Genomic DNA, 20,772 nt, shown 5'->3' on the forward strand with positions numbered 1-20,772 from the left:
CTGCGCTCGGAGTGGGGCCCGGCGCCCCTGCGAGCGGAGTCCCGCCTCAGACGTCGGCGCCCGCGTCCCTCCCGAGCACCGCGGCGAGCTCGCCCCGCCCGCCGATCCCGAGCTTGCGGTACGCCGCGTACAGGTGCGCGCCGACCGTGCGCGGCGAGAGGAACAGGTTCTGCGCGATCGCGCGGTTCGACAGCCCCGTGCTCGCGAGAGCGCAGATGCGCAGCTCCTGCGGGGTCAGGGTGGCCGCGGCCGGCGACGGCGCGTCCGCGATCCTCCCTCCGGCGGCCCGGAGCGCGTCACGGGCCCGATCGGCCCAGGCGTGGATCGGCAGCTCCTCGAGCATCGCCAGCGACTCGCGGAGGAGGGGCCGCGCCTCCGCCGCCCGACCGGCCCGGTGCAGCCCGTCGCCCACGAGCAGCAGCGCCCGCGCCCGCACGTACGGGAGCGGCGGCGGAGTCCGGCGGAGCAGCCCGGCCGCGGCGTCCGGCGCTCCGTCGGCGAGCGCCACGGCGATCTGCGCGTACCGGAGGGCCGCCTCGATCATCGGCTGGTGCCAGCGCTCGAAGAGCGATTCCAGCCTCGCGGCGTGCAGGCGCACGACTCCGACGTCCCCGATCGCGAGAGCCGCGTCGACGAGATCGGGCGTGGTCAGGATCGCGAAGCCGGGGTTCAGGCAGTCGTCGTCCGTGTCGAGGAGGGGCAGGAGCTCCGGCACGGCGTCGCCCGGTCGCGACTCGAGGACCGCCACCGCCGCTCGCGATCCGCGGAGCGTCGCCCGCATCACGCTCGAGCAGAGGACGGCCGCGCCGATCGCGCTGCCCGCGCTGATCGCCTCGGGATCGGGCGCGACGCCCTCCATCGCGTCGAACCAGGCCAGGCAGGCCCGGGACGCGGTCTCGAAGCCGACGTCCCCCAGGTCGCTCCCGAGGACGAGCGCCTCCTCGGCGAAGGAGCGGGCGCGCGAGAAGCGGCCGGCGAGCGACGTGGTCATCGAGGCCGCGAGGAGCGCCTGCGGGAGGATCCGGATGTCGCCGCGCGCGCGCAGCCCGGTGATCGCCTCCTCCAGGAGCTCCCGGGCGACCTCGACCTCGCCCGCCGTGTTCAGCGCGTAGCCGAGCCACCACGCCTCCTCCGGACCGCTCGCCCCGCCGGCCGCCGCGAGCGCCCGGCGGACGACCTCGTCGCCGCGGGCGATCGGCTCGGTGACCGCCGCGAGCAGGACGGCGCGCGGGTCGGAGTCGTCGAGGGCGAGCGCGCGCACCGCCTGGATCATCGGCTCCCCGGGCGACGCCTCGCGGTTGTGGTCCCAGGCGATGGCGGCGAGGTGCAGGAGCGCGGCGGTCGCGGCGTCGACGGCTCCGTGGCTCTGCAGCGCCGTCACTGCGGCGAGCGCGGGCGAGAGGTCTCCCCGCGAGAGGGCCGTGCGCCCGGTCGGCAGCGTCTCGCGCGTCCAGGCGGCGCGGGCGGTGAGCACCGGATCGACGGTCTCGCCCGCCGCGCGGTGCACGAGCAGCGCCGCCTCCGCGGTCCGGCCGGCGAGCCCGGAGTACTCGGCCGCGTCGATCAGGCGCGAGACGCGCAGCGGCCCCGCGGGGGTCAGCTCCGCCGCCCGCTCCATCGCCTGAGCCGCCAGGACGACGTCGCCCGTCGCGAGGCCTGACGCCGCGAGACCGGCGAGCTCCTCGCCGACCGGCCCGTCAGAGCCGGTCGCGAGCTCCGACCGCCACCAGAGCGTCCGGCTCGGGTCGTCGCGGTGCTCCTGGACGAGCGTGCGGAGCACGGCCGCGCGCTCGGAGGGGCGGCTCACGCTCGTCACCGCGGACTGCACGAGAGGGTGCCGGAAGCGGAGTCCGCTCCCCGGCGTCCAGCTGAGCAGCGACGCGGCGACGGCCCGGTCGATCCAGGAGGGGTCGGGGTGGCGGCCGATCGCCAGGTTCGCCAGCCGGCTCGCCTCCTCCGCCGTCGCGACGTCGCCCAGCGCCACGGCCAGCACGGCGAGCCGCGAGGGCTGGTCGAGCTCCGCGAAGCGCTCGGCGAAGGCCGACTCGAGGCGTCCGGTCACCGCGCGGTCCTCCGCCTCGTCGGCGGACGGGTCGCGTCCGGTCAGCTCCACCAGGGCGAGCGGATTCCCGCGGGCGAGGTCGAGCAGAGCGCGCCGGGCGGCGCCGCGAGGAGGATGCGGGAGCGTGTCGAGGAGAGCGGCCGAGTCGGCGGCCGACAGCGGCCCGAGGTGGAGGTGCTCGAGGCCGGAGTCCTCCTCGGGCCGGTCCCTCGTGGTCATCACGACGACGACGCGGTCCTCGCCGATGCGCCGGGCGAGCATCCGCAGCGCCCACGCCGACTCCGGGTCGATCCGGTGCAGGTCCTCCACGACGACCAGCAGGGGCCGATCGGCAGCGGCGTCGCTCAGGAGGGTCAGGGCCGAGAGGCCGGCCAGGAGCGGCGTCGGCTGCACTCCGTCCGCCAGGTGGAAGGCCACGCGGAGCGCGTCCCGCTGCGGCAGGGGCAGGCCGTCGAGGCCCGGGCGGAGCGGGTGCAGGAGGAGCTGCAGCGCCGCGTACTGGTCGCCCGACTCCGCTGCGGAGCCCGCGGTCCGCAGCACCCGCACGTCGAGTGCGCGGGCGTAGGCGACGACCTCCTCGACCAGGGTGGTCTTGCCGACCCCGGCGTCCCCGTCGATGACGAGCGCCGACCCGTGGGCGGCGATGCCGTCGACCATCAGCCGGAGCCGCGCGAGCTCCGATCCCCGACCGACGACGAGCGCGTCCCGCTTCACGCGTCGAGTATCGCACCCTCGCGCAGACACTCCTCGACCCGGTGACGGGCCCGGATGAAATCGATCGCGGCGGCTGCGGCGCTGCCGGAGGCGCCGAAGAAGGAGGTCAGGAAGTGGTCGCCTCCGTGCACCTCCAGGGTCTGCCAGCGGAAGGCGATGAAGCCGAAGGGGTCGACGCGCACCGGGGACGAGCCCTCGCGGAGCGGGTACGCCTCCTGGCTCGCCCAGACGCGGCGGAACACCCGCGAGCGGCCGCCGAGCGAGGCGACCAGGACCCGCAGACGCGGGTCCACCGGGTCGGAGTGGAAGCGGAGGGCGGCGGTCATCACGGCGATCGTGCGGTCCCAGTCCTCGTGCCGCTCGGCGTCGGTCTCGAGCGCCGCGGCGTCGACGACGGCCTCGATCATGTTGGTCCCCTGCTCGCAGGCCAGGGGGAGGAACAGGCGGCCGAGCTCGTTCACGGCGACGAGGTCCTGGTAGCGGTCGACCACGTAGGCGGGCGTCGTGGTCCAGGACGAGACCATGCTCGTCAGGCTGCCGACCTGCGCCGGGGTCGGCCCGGCCTGCGCCCAGCCCGGTGAGCGGCGCGGCGCGGCGTGCCCGCCGAGCCGGAAGAGGTAGTCGCGCCCGTCCGCGTCGAGACGGAACGCGCGGGCCAGAGCGTCCAGGACCTGCGCCGAGGGGCGGCGGTCCTTGCCCTGCTCGAGCCGCAGGTAGTAGTCCGGGCTGATCCCCGCGAGCACGGCGACCTCCTGGCGGCGCAGCCCGCTGACGCGGCGCCTGCCGTCGGCGCCCAGGCCGACCTCGTCGGGGCGCAGCCGGTCGCGGTGCCCCCGGAGGTAGGCGCCGAGCCGCGCGGTGTCCGTGTCCACGATCCCGCCCTTCTCTCCCTTCGAGGCTAGGGAGGCGGCGGGCCCGACTCCACGCGACGCCGACCTAGATCCGCGGCGGGAGTACCTAGATCCGCGGGGCGTGCTTCCGGGTGGGGGCGGTGCGCGGCGGGGTGCGGAGGAGCACACCGGCACTCGGCCACCCCTCCGCGGTCAGGCGACTCCGCGGTCAGCTCAGCTCCGCCGCAGCGTCGGCGATGACCCGCGCGACCTCCTCCGGGTGCGAGCGCATCACCAGGTGCGGCGCGTCGAGCTCGACGACCGAGCGCACGCCCGCCCGCCGGTAGCCGAACCGCTCGACGTCCGGGTTGATCGTCCGGTCCGCGGCCGCGACGACGCCCCAGCTCGGCCGGGTCCGCCAGGCGGCGACCGGAGCGGCCTCGCCGAACGCCAGAGCGGCGAGCGGGCGCTGGCCGACCGCGAGCACGGCCGCCTCGGCCGGATCGATCCCGGCCGCGAACACCTCCGGGAACGCCGACACCGCGACCGACACGTCCGTGCCCGGCTCCGCTCCGTCGATCGGGAACGGGGTGTAGACGAGGTTCGCCGGGAGGTCGGAGTCGGGGAAGGCGCCCTGCAGCTGCCCGAGGCTCTCCCCCTCCTCGATTGCGTAGGCCGCGAGGTAGACGAGGCCGACCACGTTCTCGGCGACCCCCGCCACCGTGATCACGGCGCCGCCGTAGGAGTGGCCCGCCAGCAGGACCGGCCCGTCGAGCTGCTCCACGAAGGAGCGTACGTACTCCGCGTCGCCCAGCAGGCTGCGGTTCGGCACGGCCGGGACGCGCACGGCGTGGCCGGCGTCGAGCAGGATCCGCGTGACCGGGGCGAAGCTCGCGGCGTCAGCGAACGCTCCGTGGACGAGGACGATGGTGGGTGCGGGCATGGGGTGTCCTTCCGGTCGGGCTGCGGTCCGGCAGCCGGCTGCGCAGCCGATCCGGACCCGGGCCGAACCTAGGACGGCGGACGGCGCGCGTCGTGACCCCGCGACTCCCCTGCCGACCGGGCGGCCGCCTGTCGCCCGCCCGAGGACACGCTCCAGCGCTCGTCCCGCCCGCTCACGGCGGGCCCCGACCGCTGCAGCGTCCGCGTCCTGGCCCCGGCGGGGTCACCCTTCGACGGCTGGACCGCCCGGGATCGCGGCGAGGCGGGTCCGCTCGCGGCCTCTCCGGCCGGATCGCCGGCGACAGCGGCGGATCGGCACGCGGACTCCTGTGGCCCGAAGCCCGGGCCGCGGCGTGTCAGCTCGCGAACTCCTCCGGCCAGCCCAGCGCGGCCAGCGACCGGCGCACGCGCTCGATGTCCTCCTCCGAGGGCAGCTCCGAGGTCACTCCGGCGATCGCGGTGCCGACGTCCGCGCGGGAGGCGGGCGCGTCGGCGGCGAGACCGGCGGCCACCTCGGCCACCTCCTCGTCGCTCAGACGGCGGCGGAGGAGCGCCAGCAGCGGCACGAAGTCCTGCTCGGGCAGCCCGGCCGGATAGCCGGCGCGCAGCCAGCGGACGATGCGCGCGACCAGGCCCTCGCGAGTGTCCGGCTCGGCCAGCGACTCCGGGCCCGCCAGCGGCCAGCCCGCGCTCGCGAGCCGCGAGGAGACGCGGGCGACGTCCTCGGGCAGCGCCGGTCCGAGCAGCAGCTGCTCGATCCGCTCGCGCACCACGGCCCGTGAGACGACCGTCTCGGCCCGCTCCGACTCCGACAGGAGCCGAGCGACGACCTGCTCGACCTCGTCCGTCGTGAGGCTGCGGCGCAGCAGGCCCAGCAGCGGCAGGTAGTCCTGCTCCGGCACGCCGGACGGGTAGCCCGCGCGCAGCCAGCCGACCACGCGGGCGACGATCCCCTCCCGCGCCGCGATCGGATCGGTCGAGGCCATGCTCAGCCCTTGGGCACGAAGGTCGGGATCACGTGCTCGAAACTCACCGACTGGCCGAGGCCCGTCGCGATGATGACGCTCAGGCCGATCACGACCGAGCCGACGACGAGGGCGAAGCAGAGCACGCCGATCCCGCGCAGCACCGGGGCGGGCAGACCGCTCCGGACCGCGGGGGCGTCCGACCCGCCCGAGGCGGGAGCACCGGCGGCGACGGCGAAGGAGCGGACGCCGACGGCGAAGAGCACGGGCAGGCCTGCTCCGAGGAGCACGGCGACGAGGGCCACCTGGCCGGCGGCGGAGAGGAAGAGGGAGAGCACGGTGCGGATCCTTTCGCTCAGACGCCGGCGGTCTCGGGCGCGGGGCGTGCCGCCGCGTCCTGCCACTCGTCGTTGACGTTGTGCGCGCCGATGCTGTCGCGGCGCGAGCGGATGTAGATGAGGGAGGCGACGGCGACGAGGATCGCGGCCATCAGGAGGCCGCCTGCCGCGCCTCCGACGAGGTGGCCGATCCACCACATCACGGCGCCGACGAGGGCGGCGGCCGGGAGCGTGATGACCCAGGCGATCACCATGCGCAGCGCCACGCGCCAGCGCACCTGCGCGCCGGGGCGGCCGACTCCGGAGCCGAGGATCGAGCCGGTCGCGACGTGGGTGGTCGAGAGGGCGAAGCCGAGGTGGCTGGAGGCGAGGATGACCGCGGCGGAGGCGCTCTCGGCGGCCATGCCCTGCGGGGTGTCGATCTCGACGAGGCCCTTGCCGACGGTGCGGATGATCCGCCAGCCGCCGATGTAGGTGCCGAGCGAGATGGCCAGCGCGCAGCTGAGCTTGACCCAGAAGGGGACCGACTCGGTGTCGCTCCAGCCGCCGGCCGCGATCAGCGCGAGCGTGATCACTCCCATGGTCTTCTGCGCGTCGTTGGTGCCGTGCGCGAGCGAGACGAGGGAGGCGCTGCCGATCTGGCCGAAGCGGAAGCCGCGGTGGAGGCTCTTCTCGGCGAGGTTGCCGATCACGCGGAAGACGAGCCAGGTGCCGATCGCCGCGACCGCGCCGGCGAGCACGGGCGACATCAGCGCCGGGAGGATCACCTTGCCGACGACGCCGTCGAGCTTCGTGCCGTCGCCGGCCCAGTTCACGCCGTTGAGGCCGAGGCCCGCGAGAGCGGAGCCGATCAGGCCGCCGAAGAGGGCGTGCGACGAGCTCGAGGGAAGGCCGAGCAGCCAGGTCAGCAGGTTCCAGACGATGCCGCCGATGAGGCCGGCCAGCACGATCAGCAGCAGAGCGGATCCGCCGTCCTCGAGCAGCGCCGGATCGGGTGCGCCCGAGGAGTCCTGGATCTTCACGACCGCGTTGGTGACGGTCAGCGCCACCTCGATGCTGAGGAACGCACCGACGAGGTTCAGCGACGCCGAGAGGGCGACGGCGGTGCGGGGCTTCAGGGCACCGGTCGCGATGGACGTGGCCATCGCGTTCGCCGTGTCATGGAAGCCGTTGGTGAAGTCGAAGGCGAGGGCCGTGACGACGACGAGCGCGAGCAGGATGAAGGGATCCACGCAGACATGATGCTCCCGCGGCGGGAGGCGTTCCGGCGTGGTCGCGAGGCTTCACCTGCTGTTCACCTCGCGGGGCACGCCCACCCGAGTAGTCTGTGCGGATTCTCAGGCGGGCGGCGCATCGGTGGGTGCGATCCACCCGAGTCCGCACCGGCGTGCGGCGCTCAGACGGGTGCGCTCAGGAGGCCGAGCGCGGCATCGGCGGGGTGAGGTCCGGGGTGTGCGCGGGGTCGGAGTCGGGGGCCGGCTCCTGCTGGGCGGCGGACCCGGCCGCGGCGCCGGCGTCCTCGGCGGACTCCTGATCCTCGGCGGGCTCCTGCGAGCCGGGCAGCGGCGGGGTGAGGTCGAGGGCGCCGACCGCCGGCTCGGCGGCGTGCTTCGGCGTGGTCGGGCGGTTCTCGACCGCGGCCGCCTTCTTCGCCGCCTTCTCCTGGGTGCGCTTGAGCTTCTCGGTCTGCTCGGCCAGCTTGCGGGCCTTCTTACGCAGCTTCTTGCTGGAGTCGCGGACCGCCTCGTGCGCCGCGCGCACCGACTTCTCGGCCTTCTTCAGCGCCTTCTTCGCGCGCTTCTGCGCCGCCTTGTCGCGTGCGTCCTTGTCCTTGCCGGTCCCGGCCATGTCCGCTCCTCCGCTCGTCGACCGCTCCGGCCGACTCCCCCACGCTACCGAGCGGCACCCGCCCCGCGAACCCGCTGGCGAGCGCGCCCGGGCCGCGCTAGGCGCGCGGGCGGCGGTTGTTCTGCGCCCGTGCCGTCCCGCCTCCCCTTCCCCCTGGTCGCCGCCTCTCCTCCTTTCTCCTCGGCTCTCGCTTCAGCCCTGCGGTGCCGTTCGCGGCTGGGAGTCGCGGGCGAGTCGGCCCCGCGACGGGCGCGGGTTCGGCAGGCTGGAGGCATGGTCTTCCAGCACGATCCCGGCGGCTACCAGGGCCGCGCCGGCCTCCGGCGTCCCGTGCGCGGGCCCAGGCGCGACAAGTGGATGTGGTGGCGCCTGGGCTCCGGAGTCGCGGCGACGATCGCCGGCGTGATCGCCCTGCTCGCCTTCACCGCCGACCGCTGAGCACGCCCGTCGGCGACCCGGCGCACCCCCGCCACCCCGGATCGAGAGCCGATCGATGCGCTCAACCGCTTGACTCCGGAGGTTTCTCTCAGGTCGGATCCGGCGGAACGCGGGTAGTTTGGAGGGTCGCATCGACTCAGCCGTGCGATCAGCCCCACTGCCCCACCCGGCGCTCGCCTCCCCCCTCGAGCGTCGGCAGACCTGGAACCTCCTCTGCATGCACCGTTCGTCACGCGCCTCGACTCCCACCCCCGCAGGAGCCGAGACCGGCAGTCCGTCCGCCCTCCCGACCCGTCGCTCGCTCCGTGAGCAGGAGTCCCGCAGCCGCCGCCCCTCCCGCGGCCCGTCGCGCCCCCGCGTCTCCGCCGTCGCCGCGATGACCCTCGTGGCCGGCATCGCGATCACCTCGACGATGCCCGCGTTCGCCGTGGGCGGCACCGCCGACTCCGAGCTGACCCGCGACACGGCCACCGCCGTCGCCGCGGCCCGCCCGCAGAGCTTCGTGGCGGCCGGAGTCGTGCAGCAGAGCGTCACCCGCGACGCCTTCGCCGCCGAGGCCAAGCCCGAGGTCCTCGTGCCCACCGCGTCCCTCGACGCGATCACGGCCACCTCCGGCGAGTCGACCGCGGCCGCCGCCGGAGCGTCCGGAGCGTGGGTCGTCCCGATCTCCGGTCACATCAGCAGCAGCTACGGCCCCCGCCCCGACGCGCCGGTCGCCGGCGTGAACCTGTTCCACAAGGGCACCGATCTCGCCGGCGCCTGCGGCACGCCCGTCCTCGCGGCCTCCAGCGGCACCGTCGAGGAGGCGTCGTACCAGGGCAGCTACGGCAACTGGATCCTGCTCGACAACGGCGGCGGCATCGAGACCGGCTACGCCCACAACAGCGAGCTGATGGTGTCGGTCGGCGAGACCGTCACCGTCGGCCAGGTCATCGCGCTGCGCGGCTCGACCGGCGCCTCCACCGGCTGCCACCTGCACTTCGAGACGCGGGTCGACGGCGAGGCGGTCGACGCCGTGCCGTTCATGGCCGAGCTCGGCGTCCCGATCGGCTGACGCCCCGGGCGACTCGAGAACCCGGACGTCGCGGTGGCCGCTCTCGACCACCGCGACTTATCTGTTCTCGTGAGCGCACAGGCCGGCGTCAGGGCCCGGGGACCGTCCGCGCCCCGGTCGAGACGGCGGCCGACCAGTGCGCGTCGTCCGGCACCGTCGTCACCCTGATCTCGGCGTCCTGCTCGACGGCGATCTGCATGGTGCCCGTGTTGCCGCCTCCCGTGCCGGTGCGGGTCGTGCTCGGGCTGTAGACGCACGACGATCCGCTCGTCATCAGGCCGACGACCTCGATCGTCACCTCGGCGTCCGCGGTGTCGCAGGCGACCGAGACGGTGATGTGCAGCGGATCGCCGCTGAGGTACACGGTCTGCGGATCGACGGGGCCGACCTGGTCGGTCCACCGCACGGCGGCGGTCGCGCCCTCGGGCAGCGTCACGGGCCCGAGCGGAGCCTCGGTGGGCGTCGCGGTCGGAGCGGCGGTCGTCGGAGCAGCGGTGCCGGGAACGGCGGGTGTCGCCTCCTCCGCCTGGTCGGCGCCGCTCGTGCAGCCGCTCAGAGCGAGCGCCGCGAACAGTGCCGAGGCGCCCAGCGCGGTCGCGCGCCGTCCCGCCCGGAGCCCCGTCGCCCGGCGCGGAGCGGTCGTTCTCGTGGTGTCCATGGTGGTTCCCCCTGTCCACTGGCGTCCCTCCGGTCTACCCGAGCCCGCGCGGCCGCGGACCGCACTCTGCGGCGGTTGCCAGGGTCGGGAGCCGTGCTGCGGATCGATGGGGAGCTCCTCCGTACCGGCGCGGCGGCCCGTCGATCCGCTCGGGTGCCGCGGATGATCGGCACCGGGCGGATCCGACGCCCGCCGTACCCGGCGCACCCCGCCGAGCCGACCCTCTGCACCCGGAAGGCACCGCCTTGATCGCCTCGAACACCTACCCCTTCGCCGGACGCACCGTCCTGATCACCGGAGCCGGCTCCGGCATCGGCCGCTCCATCGCACGCGCCTTCCTCGAGCAGGGCGCGAGCGTCGCGGTCGCCGGGCGCACCCCCGCCACGCTCGAGGAGACCGTCGCCGGCTTCCCGGCCGAGCGCGTCCTGGTCGTCCCCACCGACGTCTCGGTCCGAGCCGAGGTCGACGCGCTCGTCGAGGGCACCGTCGCGAGGTTCGGCGGGATCGACGTCCTCGTGAACAACGCGGCCGGCCACCTCGGCGGCCCGATCGAGGAGGTGGAGGACGAGGCCTGGCGCTCGCTCTTCGCGACGAACGTCGACGCCCTCTTCTACGCGGTGAAGGCGGCGCTCCCCCACCTCAAGGCGAGCCGCGGCAACATCGTCGTCGTCTCCTCCGTGTCGGGCATCCGCGGCGACTGGGGTCAGGCCGCCTACAACGCGACCAAGGGCGCGATCACGACGTTCGTGCAGTCGCTGGCCCTCGACTTCGGCGCGCACGGGGTGCGGGTCAACGCCGTCGCCCCCGCCTTCACGCAGACGCCGCTGACCGAGTCGATGGCCTCGACCCCCGAGGAGCTCGCGCCCTTCATCGACCGCATCGCCCTCGGACGCCCCGGGCAGCCGGACGACATCGCCCCGCCGGTGCTGTTCCTCGCCAGCGCGGACGCGGCGTACATCACCGGCGCGATCCTCGCCGTGGACGGCGGGACGAGCGCCTCGACGGGGCAGCCGCACCTGTAGGCGGGCGAGCGGCGGATCGGCCGCGGCCAGGCGACTCGCCTGCTCGGCCGGGGCGGCTCGGCGATTCGCCTGCTCGGCCGGTGCGGCTCGGTCGCCCGGAAGCGGCGGCCAGGCGGATCGGGGTCGGGGGCGGCTCTGCCCAGAACCCGAGTGCTCGCATCGGATCCTGCGGCCCCGCTCGCGAGGGTCCACCGGACTCGACTGCGGGCGCCCGCAGCCCGGATCACTCCATCCCTGACCGCGCACTCAGACTCAACCGACACCTGTGGCGTATCGTTGAGCCAATTGCATGCAGACGCATGGATACGGACTCGCCGACCGCACGGCCTCCGAGCCCATCCCTCTTCGAGCAGGAGTCGTCATGACCACCACCAGCACCCGATTCACCGACCGCGTCGTCCTCATCACCGGAGGTGGATCCGGCCTGGGTCGCGCTGCCGCCGTCCGCCTCGCCCAGGAGGGCGCGAAGCTCGCCCTCGTCGACATCTCGGAGCAGGGCCTCGCCGCCACGGTCGACGTCCTGCCCGAGGGCACCGAGTCGATCACCGTCCTCGCCGACGTGTCGAAGGAGGCGGACGTCGACGCCTACGTCGCGCGCACCCTCGAGGCGTTCGGCCGCGTCGACGGCTTCTTCAACAACGCCGGCATCGAGGGCCGCCAGAACCTCACCGAGGACTTCACGGCCGACGAGTTCGACAAGGTCGTCGCGATCAACCTCCGCGGCGTGTTCCTCGGCCTGGAGAAGGTGCTGAAGGTGATGCGCGAGCAGGGCTCGGGCATGGTCGTCAACACCGCGAGCGTCGGCGGCATCACCGCGATCGGCAACCAGTCCGGCTACGCGGCCGCCAAGCACGGCGTCGTCGGCCTCACCCGCAACTCCGCGATCGAGTACGGCGAGTTCGGCATCCGCATCAACGCGATCGCGCCCGGGGCCATCTGGACCCCGATGGTCGAGAACTCGATGAAGCAGCTCGACCCGCAGAACCCGCGCAAGGCGGCCGAGGAGTTCATCCAGGTCAACCCGACCAAGCGCTACGGCGAGGCCGACGAGATCGCCTCGGTCGTCGCCTTCCTCCTCTCGGACGACGCCTCGTACGTGAACGCGACCGTCCTCCCGATCGACGGCGGTCAGTCCATCAAGTACTGAGGTCCCGCGGAGGGAGCGGAGGGAGCGCCTGCTGCGGCGGGCGAGCCCTCCGCTCTCCCGCTGACGCCGTGTCGTTCGTGGGACGGACTCGGCCGCTCCTCCACAGGTGCTCCCTCCGACGTGCGTCCCCACCGGGCCTCCGTCGCGCAGCACCCGGCACCGCGGCGGGAGCAGAATGGGGGTCGGTCCCGCCAGCGGCCGGACCTCGACCGCTACGGAGACATGCATGAACCCCACCGGGAGCTTCCGCGCCGCCCGCGACACCCTCCTGCAGCACCGCACCGATGCGGTCGCCGCGAACGAGGCCTTCCAGTGGCCGGACGTCGGGCCCCGCTTCAACTGGGCGGTGGACTGGTTCGACGCGATCGCCATCGGCAACGAGCGCCCCGCCCTCTGGATCGTGGAGGAGGACGGCTCCGAGGAGAAGTACTCCTTCGACCGGATGCGCTGGCGCTCCGACGAGGTCGCCGCCTGGCTCCACTCGGTCGGCGTCGAGCAGGGCGATCACGTGATGCTCATGCTCGGCAACCGCCTCGAGCTGTGGGAGTCGATGCTCGCGATCATGAAGCTCGGCGCGGTCATCCTCCCCACGACGACCCTGCTCTCACCCGCCGATCTGGCCGACCGCCTCGAGCGCGGCGAGGTCGCGCACGTCATCGCGGACGCCTCCGAGACAGCCAAGTTCGACGAGATGGAGGGCGGCTTCGGCCGCATCGCGGTCGGCGGCGCCGTCGAGGGCTGGCTCGACTACGCCGACTCGCTCGAGCCCTTCGGCATCAGCCCGACCGTGGTCGTCCAGAGCTCCGATCCGTGCCTGATCTACTTCACCTCCGGCACCACCTCGAAGCCCAAGATGGTCGTGCACACGCACGAGTCGTACCCCGTGGGGCACCTCAGCACGATGTACTGGCTCGGCGTCCAGCCGGGCGACGTGCACATGGCGATCAGCTCGCCGGGCTGGGGCAAGCACGCGTGGAGCTGCTTCTTCGCGCCGTGGAACGCCGAGGCGACGGTGTTCGTCTACAACTACAGCCGCTTCTCCCCCACCGCTCTGCACCAGCAGCTCGACCGGGCCGAAGTCACCACGTTCTGCGCGCCGCCGACCGTGTGGCGGATGCTGATCCAGTCGGCGCTGGGAGCGAAGCCGCGCGCGCTGACCGAGATCCTCTCGGCGGGCGAGCCGCTCAACCCCGAGGTCATCGCGACCGTCGAGCGGGAGTGGGGACTCACCATCCGCGACGGCTACGGCCAGACCGAGACCACCGCGATCATCGCGAACCCGCCCGGCGCCCCCGTGGTCCCCGGAGCGATGGGCCGCGCGCTGCCCGGCGTCGCCATCGCCCTCGTCGATCCGCTGACCGGCGAGCCCGCCTCCACCGGTGAGATCTGCCTCGACCTCTCCGTCGAGCCCGTCAACCTGATGTGCGGCTACCTCGGCGACGAGGACCGCACCGAGCGCGCCCGCGCCGACGGCTACTTCCACACCGGCGACGTGGCGGTCCGCGCGGTCGACGGCACGATCACCTTCGTCGGCCGCACCGACGACATCTTCAAGTCCTCCGACTTCAAGATCTCGCCGTTCGAGGTCGAGAGCGTGCTGCTGCAGCACCCCGCCGTCGCCGAGTCCGCGGTGGTGCCGGCTCCGGACGAGGTGCGCCACAGCGTGGTGAAGGCGTACGTCACTCTCGCCGAGGGCTGGGAGCCGACCGCCGAGACGGCGAGCGCGATCTTCGCCCACACCCGCGAGCTGCTCTCCTCCTTCGAGCGGGTGCGGCGCCTCGAGTTCCACCCCCTGCCCAAGACGACCTCGGGCAAGATCCGCCGCGTCGAGCTGCGCGAGCGCGAGGAGGAGGCGTTCCGCCGCGGCGAGGAGATCCCCACGGAGTGGCGCGCCGACCGCCTCTAGGCGCGGCGGCCCTCGTCCGCCGGGACACCGCCGGGACCGCCGCAGCACCGCTGAGACGGCGGCGTCCCGGCGGGGCGGTGGTGTCTCGAGGGGATGCGGTGGGCCGGGACGACGGCCGCCGGTGACCAGCGGGAGCGGGTGCCGTCAGCGCGGAACCAGCGCGGCGTCGGCGGCGTCCGGATCACAGGCAGGCGATCAGTTCGGCGTCAGCGTGGGCGGACGGCGATCAGCTCGCCGTGGTCGCGGACGCCGGGGGCGCTGCGGTGGAGCGAGTGGGTCACCTCGAGGCCGGCCTGCTCGGCGAGCGCGCGCATCTCGGTGAGCGGGTGAAACCACGCCGGTGCGACGGCGTGCGCGAACGCCTCCGAGCGCGGCCCTTCGAAGAAGCCGATCAGCAGGCTTCCGCCCGGTCGGAGGTGCGCGGCGAGCGCCGCGACCGCGCCGGGCAGCTCCGCCGGCGGCAGGTGAATGAGCGAGTACCACGCGAGAACGCCCCCGAGGCCGTCGACGTCGAGCTCGAGCGCCGAGCCGAGCCGGAACGGGACGTCCGGGAACCGCGCTCGAGCCAGCGCGACGAACTCCGGCACCGGGTCGACGCCGACCGCGGCGGCTCCGCGGCGCCGGAGGAACTCCGTCCAGTGCCCGGGCCCGCAGCCCACATCGGCGACCGTGCCCCCCAGCCCGTCGGCCCACGACCCGATCAGCTCGCGATCGGCCGCGGGCCCCGCGTCGACCGATCCGAGCAGCGCCGCGTACTCCTCCGCCCGCGCGCCGTACGCGTCCCGCACCTCGTCCATCCGGTGAGCGTAGGCCGTCTCGAAACAGCGCGCAGCGGGCACGCGGAGGCGCGTGGCACGTTCCGCGGTGCCGTTGGCACAGCTCGGCGGCACGGTCCACTGGCGCGTTCTGACGTTCTGGCGCGCCTGCCTCGTGAGCGTTCGCGCCCGGCCTCCCGAGGCGCTCCGCGAGGACGGATCATCGAGGTGCCGCGCCCCGTCCCCGCCCCGAAGGAGACCCGATGACCCCTGCCGACGCCGCCCCCGCCCTGCCCGCCGCCGCCCTCGTCTTCCCCCTGCTCGTCGGCGTCGCGCTGCTCGCCTCGGGCGCGACCGCCCTGCTCCGCGCCACTGGTCCTCATGGCGTCCGGAGGCGCCTCGAGGAGTCCCGCGCCCGCGCCGCGGCCCTCGGCGGAGGCCCGGGCGCGCGCGGATGCAGCGCTCCCGGCGTCCTCCCGGCCTGCCTGCGGGTCGTCGTCGGCGCCCTCCTCCTGCTGGCCGCCGGCCCGGCCTACACCGCGGCCGCCCTCGTCGCCGCAGCCCTCTGCGCACTCGCCCTCGCGCACGCCGTCCGCCGCTTCGCCCAGGACTCGGAGGGCGACCCGCCCGCCCCGGCCGCGGTCGCCGCCACGGCCGCGCTGCTCGCCTTCGCCACCGTCGCCGCGGCCCAGGGGATCCTCGGATTCACGGGCGTCCCGGAGCACCTCCGGGAGTTCGACCAGCAGGACCTGAGCTGGGCGGCCGCCCTCGTCGGAGTGGTCGCCGCGTGCGGCCTCCTGCAGCTGGCGGGACGCGCAGCGCAACCGGTGGCCGCACCGGCGGCGGGCGTCAGGCGGCGCGGCTGATGCTCGGAGCTCCGACGCTCGATGCGCCCCCGCACCTCGTCCTCGACGGCAGCGCGGTGCGGCTCGCGCCCGCCCGCGGCTCCGTCGCCGTGATCACCTTCTGGATGCAGTTCCACAACTCCGGCACCGCCGCCCTGCACGACCTCGCCCTGTTCTGCGGCTCCTTCACCGACGGCTCGGGCGCCGAGCTCGACTACGACGAGGCCCCGGTCACCGTCGTCGGCCGGCCCGAGCGGGTCGCCCCGGGAGCGGGGTTCGTGGCCGTCGCGCACTACACGATCGCGCCGCTGCGGGCGCCCCGGACGCTCCGCCACTCCATCGTGCTGCGGGGCCGCACGAGCGACGACCGGCCCTTCACCGACGTCGCCGCGCTCGAGGTCCACGTCGATCCGAGGCGCACACCGGAGGTCCGGTTCCGTCCCCCGATGGCGGGATCCGACACCTTGCGGTGGAGGTGAGCGACGATGCGATCGCATGAAGACTTCTCACCACCGGGCCGGATCGGCCAGGGTAGAGGGATCGCGTCGTACGGAGGACGCGCCAGAGGAAAGGACTCCGCCGTGAGGGGAATCGCAGAAGGCAGCCGACCGATCGTCGATCGCGGGGTGTCCCGCCGGGACACGGCGGCGGCCGCGTGGCTGGCCCAGAGCGGCGTCGACGTCCGCGCGAACGGCGCGTTCCGCATCGTGGCCGACACCCTCTGCAGCGACGGCGTCGACGTGCTCCGGATCTGGCACTCGCCGGCCCGCCTGCACCGCACCTCCGCCATCGGCCCGGGCGTCCGCCTGATCATCCCGCTCGAGGGCGCGATCGTGATCCAGCCGGACGATCCGGCGGCACTCGAGGTCCGCGTCGCGCCGGGCGACATCGCCTTCCTCCACTGCGACTCCCCGTTCACGATCGTGACCGACACCCCGAGCGCCCGCACCGAGATCGCCCTCGACCGCCCGCTGCTGGGCCTGGTCGACTCGGCCGACCGCGGAGCCGTCGTCACCGAGGCCGACGCGGCCAGCCGCGGCATCCTGCTCTCGACCGTCAACGCGACCTTCGGCTCCACCCTCGACGCCGACTCCCCCGCCTTCCCCCTGGTGCGGGCCGCCGTCGAGCAGCTGGCGGGCGCTGTGCTGGCGACCTCGCTGCCGCGCGAGAGCAGCGAGGACGTCTACACGCGCGCCCTCGCCCTGATCGCCGCGATGTCCACCGACCCCCGCCTCTCGGTCCAGGAGATCTGCGAGCGCCTCGGCGTCCCGAAGCGGACGCTGCAGCGCACCTTCGCGCGGAACGGCACCACCGTGTTCGACGAGATCCGCCGCGCACGCCTCACGACCGCGCGCGCCCTCCTCGGCGGGAGCGACTCCCCGCCCTCGCCCGAGCACGTGCTGAGCAGCTACGTCCGCTCGCAGCGCCTGCGCCGCGACCTGCTCCACCTCGAGACGGTGCCCGCCTCGAAGCTGGGCTGACGCCGGGGCCGCAGCTCTCGCAGGGTCGGTGGGCACGGTCGGCGACGGAGGTCACCTCGTTTGCGCGCCTCCGGTCCGGACGCTCCGGCTCGGAGGCACCGTCTCCGCAGCCGCCCCGCGCTCAGCCCGGGTACGGCACCGACGCCGCCGGCCACCCCGAGGCCGCGAGCTCCGCGCGCAGACGATGGTGGTGCTGCACCGCGCCGAGCGAGTCGGTGCGGAAGGCTATCGCGAGGGCCGCGTCGGCCCAGTAGGCGTCCCAGCCGGAGTAGCGCTCGAAGACGCGGTCGCCGACGGCGGCCAGCAGCTCCCAGGCCCGTGCCGCCGGGAGGTAGCCGGCGACGTAGGCGTAGCGGATCGCGCCGATCGTGCGCTCGGCGTCGCCCGCGAGCAGGAGCAGCGGCGGACGCCCGTCGACCGCCTGAGCGAGCTCGAGGAGGTGGAACTCGCTGCCGCCCGTGAGCGCGGCGACCCGGGAGCGCATCCGCTCGGCGTCGCCGGAGGCCGAGACCTCGGCGAAGCGGGTCGAGAGCGGCCCGCGGGTGAGCACGTCGGCGACCAGCAGCTCGACGTCGTCGGCCGAGGCGATGCGGAAGTCGCGGTCGAGCGCGACCCGGTGCTCGACGAGCGGATGCAGCGGCAGCTGCTGCCACGGCGCTCCCTTCGCTCCGTCGGCGTAGCGGCGCCGCAGCTCCTCCGGGAGCTCGGCCCAGGAGGGCTGGAACGCGAGGGAGGAGTTCCAGCCGGCGAACGAGAAGTCGCTGACCGCGTCGAGCGCGAGCAGCTGCTGCTGGCGGAGGGACGGGGTCGGCGAGCCGGCCGCGCCGAGGTACGCGAGCTGCTCGCGGCGCGGCGCGCGCGCATCCCACTGCTGGAAGCCGACCGTGGCGGCGAGCAGCCCGAAGGCCAGAGCGAACGCGAACGCCGTGAACGCGACGACGCTCTCGCCGCCGCCGAGCGCGAGCCCCCACGCGAAGCCGACCAGGCCCACCGGAGCCGCGAAAGCGGTCACCAGGAGGGCGCGGCGTCCGGCGCCCTGACCGCGACGGTGCGCATCGGCCGCCCGCGCGTAGCGCAGCCGGGGTCGGACGGGGAACTCGACGTCTCCGGGATGGTTCTGCAGCGGCACGGTCGCAGCCTAGGGGGGCGGGTCCCGTCGATGTGTGCTTGCCTGGTCGCATGACTCTCGCCGAAGCACTCCTCGAGCGGGCCGACCTGCAGAAGCGGATCGAGGCCCTCCAGTCGCGGATCGTTGCGAACGCCTCCTACCAGGAGGGGGAGGAGCCGACCGAGGACCCGGCCGAGCTGCTCGCCGACTGCACGCGCGCACTGGGCGAGCTCGAGCGGCTGGTCACGGCGATCAACCTCACCAACGCGACGGCGACCACTACCACCGGAGAGGTGCTGACCGCGGCGCTCGCCCGGCGCGAGGCCCTGCGCGCCCGGCACAGCCTCCTGACCCGCGCGGCCGACGCGGCCGCCGGCGAGCGCGGCTACCGCCAGCTCCGGAGCGAGCTGCGCCGCCTGCCCGCGCTGCCGGTGCGGGAGCTGCGCGAGCAGGCGGACGCCGTGGCGCGCGAGCTGCGCGGGCTCGACGCCGACGTCCAGAGGACGAACTGGGGGGTCGAGCTGCAGAGCTGACACGAGACGCGGTGAGTCGGTAGGCGCACCGGAGCGAGCACGCACCGTCGGGCCGGCGGTTCATCCGGCCCTCTGTCACGCGGTGGGCAGCGTCCCGGCTCCGGCCGTCACTCACAGCCCAGCACCGAGGACCGGTGACCGCGCAGACAGGACACCTCATCACCATGTGCTGGCCGGTGCGCCGAGGGCGGGTTCGGGGACCTCACCGCGTCTCGGGCGTGCGCGGATGCACGCCGGGTCGGGCGGGATCTTCTCGAACGGGCACGTGGACGCACGCCGGGCTCGGGGTCTGCGGCTCCTCGAACGGGCACGTGGACGCCTGCCGGGTCCGGGCCGGTGTCCGGCCGCCTTCCCCCGGCCGCGCCCGCCCTCCCCGCCGCTCAGTACTCGATGCGCCCGCGCCGGTCGTGGAACTCGCCCGTCGGCCCGTCGGAGCCGAGCAGGGCGAGCGCGACGGTCGCGTCCGTGCCCTCGGTGACGGTCTGGTGCCCGCCGTGCCCGTTGAAGTCGGTCGCGGTGTAGCCGGGGTCGCTCGCGTTGATCCGCATCGCCGGCAGGTTCTTCGCGTACTGCACGGTGAGCGCGACGACCGCCGCCTTCGATGCCGCGTAGGGGATCGCGGTGACGGGGAACTCGTCGTGGCCCTCGGTGCTCAGCCAGCGCGGCCAGCCGACTCCGGACGCCACGTTCACGACGACCGGGGCCGCGGAGGCCCGCAGCAGCGGGAGCGCGGCCTGTGTGACGCGGACGATGCCGACGACGTTCGTCTCGAGGACGCCCGCCATCGCCTCCGGGGTGAGGTCGTCGACGCCGAACGAGGTGCCCAGCACTCCGGCGTTGTTGACGAGCACGTCGAGCCCGGGCAGGGAGGCGATCGCGGAGTCGACGCTCGCCTGATCGGTGACGTCGAGGCGGACGGGGTGGGCGCCGAGCGCGCGGGCGGCGTCGCCGTCGGCGGTGTCGCGCATGCCGGCGTAGACGGTGTGGCCCGCCTCGAGGAGTCGGCGGGCGGTCTCGAGGCCGAGGGAGCGGTTCGCTCCGGTGATGAGTGTCGTGGTCATGCGCCCATCCTGCGCGGGTCGTCGGGCCTCGACCAGGCCGCGCTCGACGGGGGGACCGTCAGTACCTGGCTCGGCGACGGCGGGCGGAGGAGGATGGGCGGCATGGAGGAGTTCGCCACGGTGCTGCGCTCGTGGCGCGACCGCATCCGTCCCGCCGACGTCGGCCTGCCAGTAGGCTCGGGCCGCCGCGCCACGGGCCTGCGCCGCGAGGAGCTGGCGGCGCTCTCGGGAGTGAGCGTCGACTACCTGGTGCGGCTCGAGCAGGGACGCGCGCGGAACCCGTCGCTGTCGATGCTCCGCTCGCTCGCGGTCGCGCTCCGGCTCACGGACAGCGAGCGCGACCACCTCTACCGGGTCGCCGGTGCCGCCGTCCCCTCGCCGGGCGTCGTGCCGCAGCACGTGAGCCCGGGCGTGCAGCGGATCGTCGACCGCCTGGGCGACGTGCCGCTCGCGGTGTTCACGGCGGCCCACGACATCCTGCTGTGGAACCCGCTCTGGGCCGCCCTGAACGGCGACCCCTCGGTGTACACCGGGCTGGAGCGGAACCTCGTCTGGCGGCACTTCACCTCCGGCCACGCCGGCACCGAGTTCGACGCGCAGCACGAGGAGGACTTCGCGACCGACCTCGCGGCCGACCTGCGCGCGGCGACCGGACGCTACCCGCGCGATCCGGCGCTCGCCGCCCTCGTCGCCCGGCTGCGGGAGGAGTCGCCCGAGTTCGAGCGGCGCTGGGCGGAGGCGCGCATCGCCGAGCACCGCGCGAGCCGGAAGACGGTGACGCGGACGCCCGTCGGACCGATCACGATCGACTGCGACGTGCTCACGGCTCCGGGCACCGACCTGCGGATCGTCGTCTACACGGTGGCGCCGGGCAGCGAGGACGAGGCGCGGCTCGACCTGCTGCGGGTGACGGGGCTGCAGGCGCTGAGCACGGCGCCGGCGTGAAGCGGACGGGCGCGGCTGGGGCGCGCACAGCGGAGCGGGGCGCTGGCTGAACCGGGCTGAGCTAGTCGAGCGGGCTGAGCCGAGCCGAGCCGGGCGGGGTAAGCCGGGCTCGTCCCACGG

General features: G+C 74.5%; 21 protein-coding genes. 10 read left to right on the forward strand and 11 right to left on the reverse strand.

Features of this window, described 5'->3' with window-relative positions:
• Nucleotides 1-46: 46 nt before the first annotated feature.
• The 7 genes from C5C63_RS05430 to C5C63_RS05460 all read right to left on the reverse strand — a co-directional run bounded on the left by C5C63_RS05430 (nucleotide 47) and on the right by C5C63_RS05460 (nucleotide 7,699).
• Entirely contained in the window at nucleotides 47-2,776 is a 2,730-nt protein-coding gene (locus C5C63_RS05430) for an AAA family ATPase (RefSeq protein ID WP_104325630.1), read from the reverse strand.
• Nucleotides 2,773-3,648: a helix-turn-helix domain-containing protein gene (locus tag C5C63_RS05435; RefSeq protein WP_181110561.1), complete on the reverse strand. Its 876-nt coding sequence runs from the start codon at nucleotides 3,646-3,648 to the stop codon at nucleotides 2,773-2,775. Before C5C63_RS05435 ends, C5C63_RS05430 begins: the two co-directional genes overlap by 4 nt.
• 187 nt (nucleotides 3,649-3,835) lie before the next feature.
• On the reverse strand, nucleotides 3,836-4,549 hold the full coding sequence (locus tag C5C63_RS05440; protein WP_104291858.1) for an alpha/beta fold hydrolase: 714 nt from the start codon (nucleotides 4,547-4,549) through the stop codon (nucleotides 3,836-3,838).
• Nucleotides 4,550-4,904: 355 nt separating this feature from the next.
• Complete coding sequence (locus C5C63_RS05445) at nucleotides 4,905-5,534, reverse strand: DUF3349 domain-containing protein (RefSeq protein WP_104227379.1); 630 nt, start codon at nucleotides 5,532-5,534, stop codon at nucleotides 4,905-4,907.
• 2 nt (nucleotides 5,535-5,536) lie between these two features.
• Nucleotides 5,537-5,851 (reverse strand): hypothetical protein, encoded by a 315-nt coding sequence (locus C5C63_RS05450; RefSeq protein ID WP_104227380.1) that lies wholly within the window; start codon nucleotides 5,849-5,851, stop codon nucleotides 5,537-5,539.
• 17 nt (nucleotides 5,852-5,868) lie between these two features.
• Nucleotides 5,869-7,083: an inorganic phosphate transporter gene (locus C5C63_RS05455; RefSeq protein WP_104224012.1), complete on the reverse strand. Its 1,215-nt coding sequence runs from the start codon at nucleotides 7,081-7,083 to the stop codon at nucleotides 5,869-5,871.
• Nucleotides 7,084-7,261: 178 nt separating this feature from the next.
• Complete coding sequence (locus C5C63_RS05460) at nucleotides 7,262-7,699, reverse strand: hypothetical protein (protein WP_104325632.1); 438 nt, start codon at nucleotides 7,697-7,699, stop codon at nucleotides 7,262-7,264.
• Nucleotides 7,700-7,972: 273 nt separating this feature from the next.
• Here C5C63_RS05460 and C5C63_RS16965 point away from each other — a divergent pair, with 273 nt between their 5' ends.
• Complete coding sequence (locus C5C63_RS16965) at nucleotides 7,973-8,137, forward strand: hypothetical protein (protein WP_181065564.1); 165 nt, start codon at nucleotides 7,973-7,975, stop codon at nucleotides 8,135-8,137.
• A gap of 217 nt (nucleotides 8,138-8,354) precedes the next feature.
• The gene (locus C5C63_RS05465) at nucleotides 8,355-9,191 is read left to right on the forward strand and encodes a M23 family metallopeptidase (protein ID WP_104239337.1); all 837 of its coding nucleotides are present in this window, start codon (nucleotides 8,355-8,357) and stop codon (nucleotides 9,189-9,191) included.
• An 88-nt stretch (nucleotides 9,192-9,279) separates the two neighbouring features.
• On the opposite strand, the gene C5C63_RS05470 is transcribed toward C5C63_RS05465, so the two are convergent.
• Nucleotides 9,280-9,849, reverse strand: coding sequence for a hypothetical protein (locus C5C63_RS05470; protein ID WP_104325633.1), 570 nt, complete (start codon nucleotides 9,847-9,849; stop codon nucleotides 9,280-9,282).
• Between the two features lie 245 nt (nucleotides 9,850-10,094).
• On the opposite strand from C5C63_RS05470, the gene C5C63_RS05475 reads away from it, so the two are divergent.
• From C5C63_RS05475 to C5C63_RS05485, 3 genes are all read left to right on the forward strand, one after another.
• A complete protein-coding gene (locus C5C63_RS05475) occupies nucleotides 10,095-10,871 on the forward strand; it encodes an SDR family NAD(P)-dependent oxidoreductase (RefSeq protein WP_258065392.1) in 777 nt (258 codons plus the stop codon).
• A gap of 361 nt (nucleotides 10,872-11,232) precedes the next feature.
• Nucleotides 11,233-12,018: a glucose 1-dehydrogenase gene (locus tag C5C63_RS05480; protein ID WP_258065393.1), complete on the forward strand. Its 786-nt coding sequence runs from the start codon at nucleotides 11,233-11,235 to the stop codon at nucleotides 12,016-12,018.
• 226 nt (nucleotides 12,019-12,244) lie between these two features.
• Complete coding sequence (locus C5C63_RS05485) at nucleotides 12,245-13,924, forward strand: AMP-binding protein (protein ID WP_104325635.1); 1,680 nt, start codon at nucleotides 12,245-12,247, stop codon at nucleotides 13,922-13,924.
• A gap of 206 nt (nucleotides 13,925-14,130) precedes the next feature.
• On the opposite strand, the gene C5C63_RS05490 is transcribed toward C5C63_RS05485, so the two are convergent.
• On the reverse strand, nucleotides 14,131-14,721 hold the full coding sequence (locus C5C63_RS05490; RefSeq protein WP_104325636.1) for a trans-aconitate 2-methyltransferase: 591 nt from the start codon (nucleotides 14,719-14,721) through the stop codon (nucleotides 14,131-14,133).
• A gap of 221 nt (nucleotides 14,722-14,942) precedes the next feature.
• On the opposite strand from C5C63_RS05490, the gene C5C63_RS05495 reads away from it, so the two are divergent.
• From C5C63_RS05495 to C5C63_RS05505, 3 genes are all read left to right on the forward strand, one after another.
• A complete protein-coding gene (locus C5C63_RS05495; protein ID WP_104325637.1) occupies nucleotides 14,943-15,545 on the forward strand; it encodes a hypothetical protein in 603 nt (200 codons plus the stop codon).
• Nucleotides 15,545-16,003 carry a hypothetical protein gene (locus C5C63_RS05500; RefSeq protein WP_104295149.1) on the forward strand — a complete coding sequence of 153 codons (459 nt, stop codon included), beginning with the start codon at nucleotides 15,545-15,547 and terminating at the stop codon, nucleotides 16,001-16,003. The genes C5C63_RS05495 and C5C63_RS05500 overlap by 1 nt, the downstream gene beginning before the upstream one ends.
• A 147-nt stretch (nucleotides 16,004-16,150) precedes the next feature.
• Nucleotides 16,151-17,005, forward strand: coding sequence for a helix-turn-helix domain-containing protein (locus C5C63_RS05505; protein ID WP_146085188.1), 855 nt, complete (start codon nucleotides 16,151-16,153; stop codon nucleotides 17,003-17,005).
• 121 nt (nucleotides 17,006-17,126) lie between these two features.
• On the opposite strand, the gene C5C63_RS05510 is transcribed toward C5C63_RS05505, so the two are convergent.
• Entirely contained in the window at nucleotides 17,127-18,134 is a 1,008-nt protein-coding gene (locus tag C5C63_RS05510) for a DUF1266 domain-containing protein (RefSeq protein ID WP_104325638.1), read from the reverse strand.
• A gap of 50 nt (nucleotides 18,135-18,184) precedes the next feature.
• Here C5C63_RS05510 and C5C63_RS05515 point away from each other — a divergent pair, with 50 nt between their 5' ends.
• The gene (locus C5C63_RS05515) at nucleotides 18,185-18,646 is read left to right on the forward strand and encodes a DIP1984 family protein (protein ID WP_104325639.1); all 462 of its coding nucleotides are present in this window, start codon (nucleotides 18,185-18,187) and stop codon (nucleotides 18,644-18,646) included.
• Between the two features lie 380 nt (nucleotides 18,647-19,026).
• On the opposite strand, the gene C5C63_RS05520 is transcribed toward C5C63_RS05515, so the two are convergent.
• Nucleotides 19,027-19,707, reverse strand: coding sequence for an SDR family NAD(P)-dependent oxidoreductase (locus tag C5C63_RS05520; protein WP_104227483.1), 681 nt, complete (start codon nucleotides 19,705-19,707; stop codon nucleotides 19,027-19,029).
• Nucleotides 19,708-19,809: 102 nt separating this feature from the next.
• Here C5C63_RS05520 and C5C63_RS05525 point away from each other — a divergent pair, with 102 nt between their 5' ends.
• Nucleotides 19,810-20,652 (forward strand): helix-turn-helix transcriptional regulator, encoded by an 843-nt coding sequence (locus C5C63_RS05525; protein ID WP_104325640.1) that lies wholly within the window; start codon nucleotides 19,810-19,812, stop codon nucleotides 20,650-20,652.
• Nucleotides 20,653-20,772 lie beyond the last annotated feature (120 nt).

The sequence above is a fragment of the Rathayibacter sp. AY1B8 genome, from assembly GCF_002932775.1.
Classification (GTDB): domain Bacteria; phylum Actinomycetota; class Actinomycetes; order Actinomycetales; family Microbacteriaceae; genus Rathayibacter.

Bases quoted from the DNA above. Each gene is read 5' to 3' on its own strand.
- C5C63_RS05440 (WP_104291858.1), bottom strand. From the start codon at position 4,549: ATGCCCGCACCCACCATCGTCCTCGTCCACGGAGCGTTCGCTGACGCC.
- C5C63_RS05445 (WP_104227379.1), bottom strand. From the start codon at position 5,534: ATGGCCTCGACCGATCCGATCGCGGCGCGGGAGGGGATCGTCGCCCGC.
- C5C63_RS05460 (WP_104325632.1), bottom strand. From the start codon at position 7,699: ATGGCCGGGACCGGCAAGGACAAGGACGCACGCGACAAGGCGGCGCAG.
- C5C63_RS16965 (WP_181065564.1), top strand. From the start codon at position 7,973: ATGGTCTTCCAGCACGATCCCGGCGGCTACCAGGGCCGCGCCGGCCTC.
- C5C63_RS05465 (WP_104239337.1), top strand. From the start codon at position 8,355: ATGCACCGTTCGTCACGCGCCTCGACTCCCACCCCCGCAGGAGCCGAG.
- C5C63_RS05470 (WP_104325633.1), bottom strand. From the start codon at position 9,849: ATGGACACCACGAGAACGACCGCTCCGCGCCGGGCGACGGGGCTCCGG.
- C5C63_RS05480 (WP_258065393.1), top strand. From the start codon at position 11,233: ATGACCACCACCAGCACCCGATTCACCGACCGCGTCGTCCTCATCACC.
- C5C63_RS05485 (WP_104325635.1), top strand. From the start codon at position 12,245: ATGAACCCCACCGGGAGCTTCCGCGCCGCCCGCGACACCCTCCTGCAG.
- C5C63_RS05490 (WP_104325636.1), bottom strand. From the start codon at position 14,721: ATGGACGAGGTGCGGGACGCGTACGGCGCGCGGGCGGAGGAGTACGCG.
- C5C63_RS05495 (WP_104325637.1), top strand. From the start codon at position 14,943: ATGACCCCTGCCGACGCCGCCCCCGCCCTGCCCGCCGCCGCCCTCGTC.
- C5C63_RS05500 (WP_104295149.1), top strand. From the start codon at position 15,545: ATGCTCGGAGCTCCGACGCTCGATGCGCCCCCGCACCTCGTCCTCGAC.
- C5C63_RS05515 (WP_104325639.1), top strand. From the start codon at position 18,185: ATGACTCTCGCCGAAGCACTCCTCGAGCGGGCCGACCTGCAGAAGCGG.
- C5C63_RS05520 (WP_104227483.1), bottom strand. From the start codon at position 19,707: ATGACCACGACACTCATCACCGGAGCGAACCGCTCCCTCGGCCTCGAG.
- C5C63_RS05525 (WP_104325640.1), top strand. From the start codon at position 19,810: ATGGAGGAGTTCGCCACGGTGCTGCGCTCGTGGCGCGACCGCATCCGT.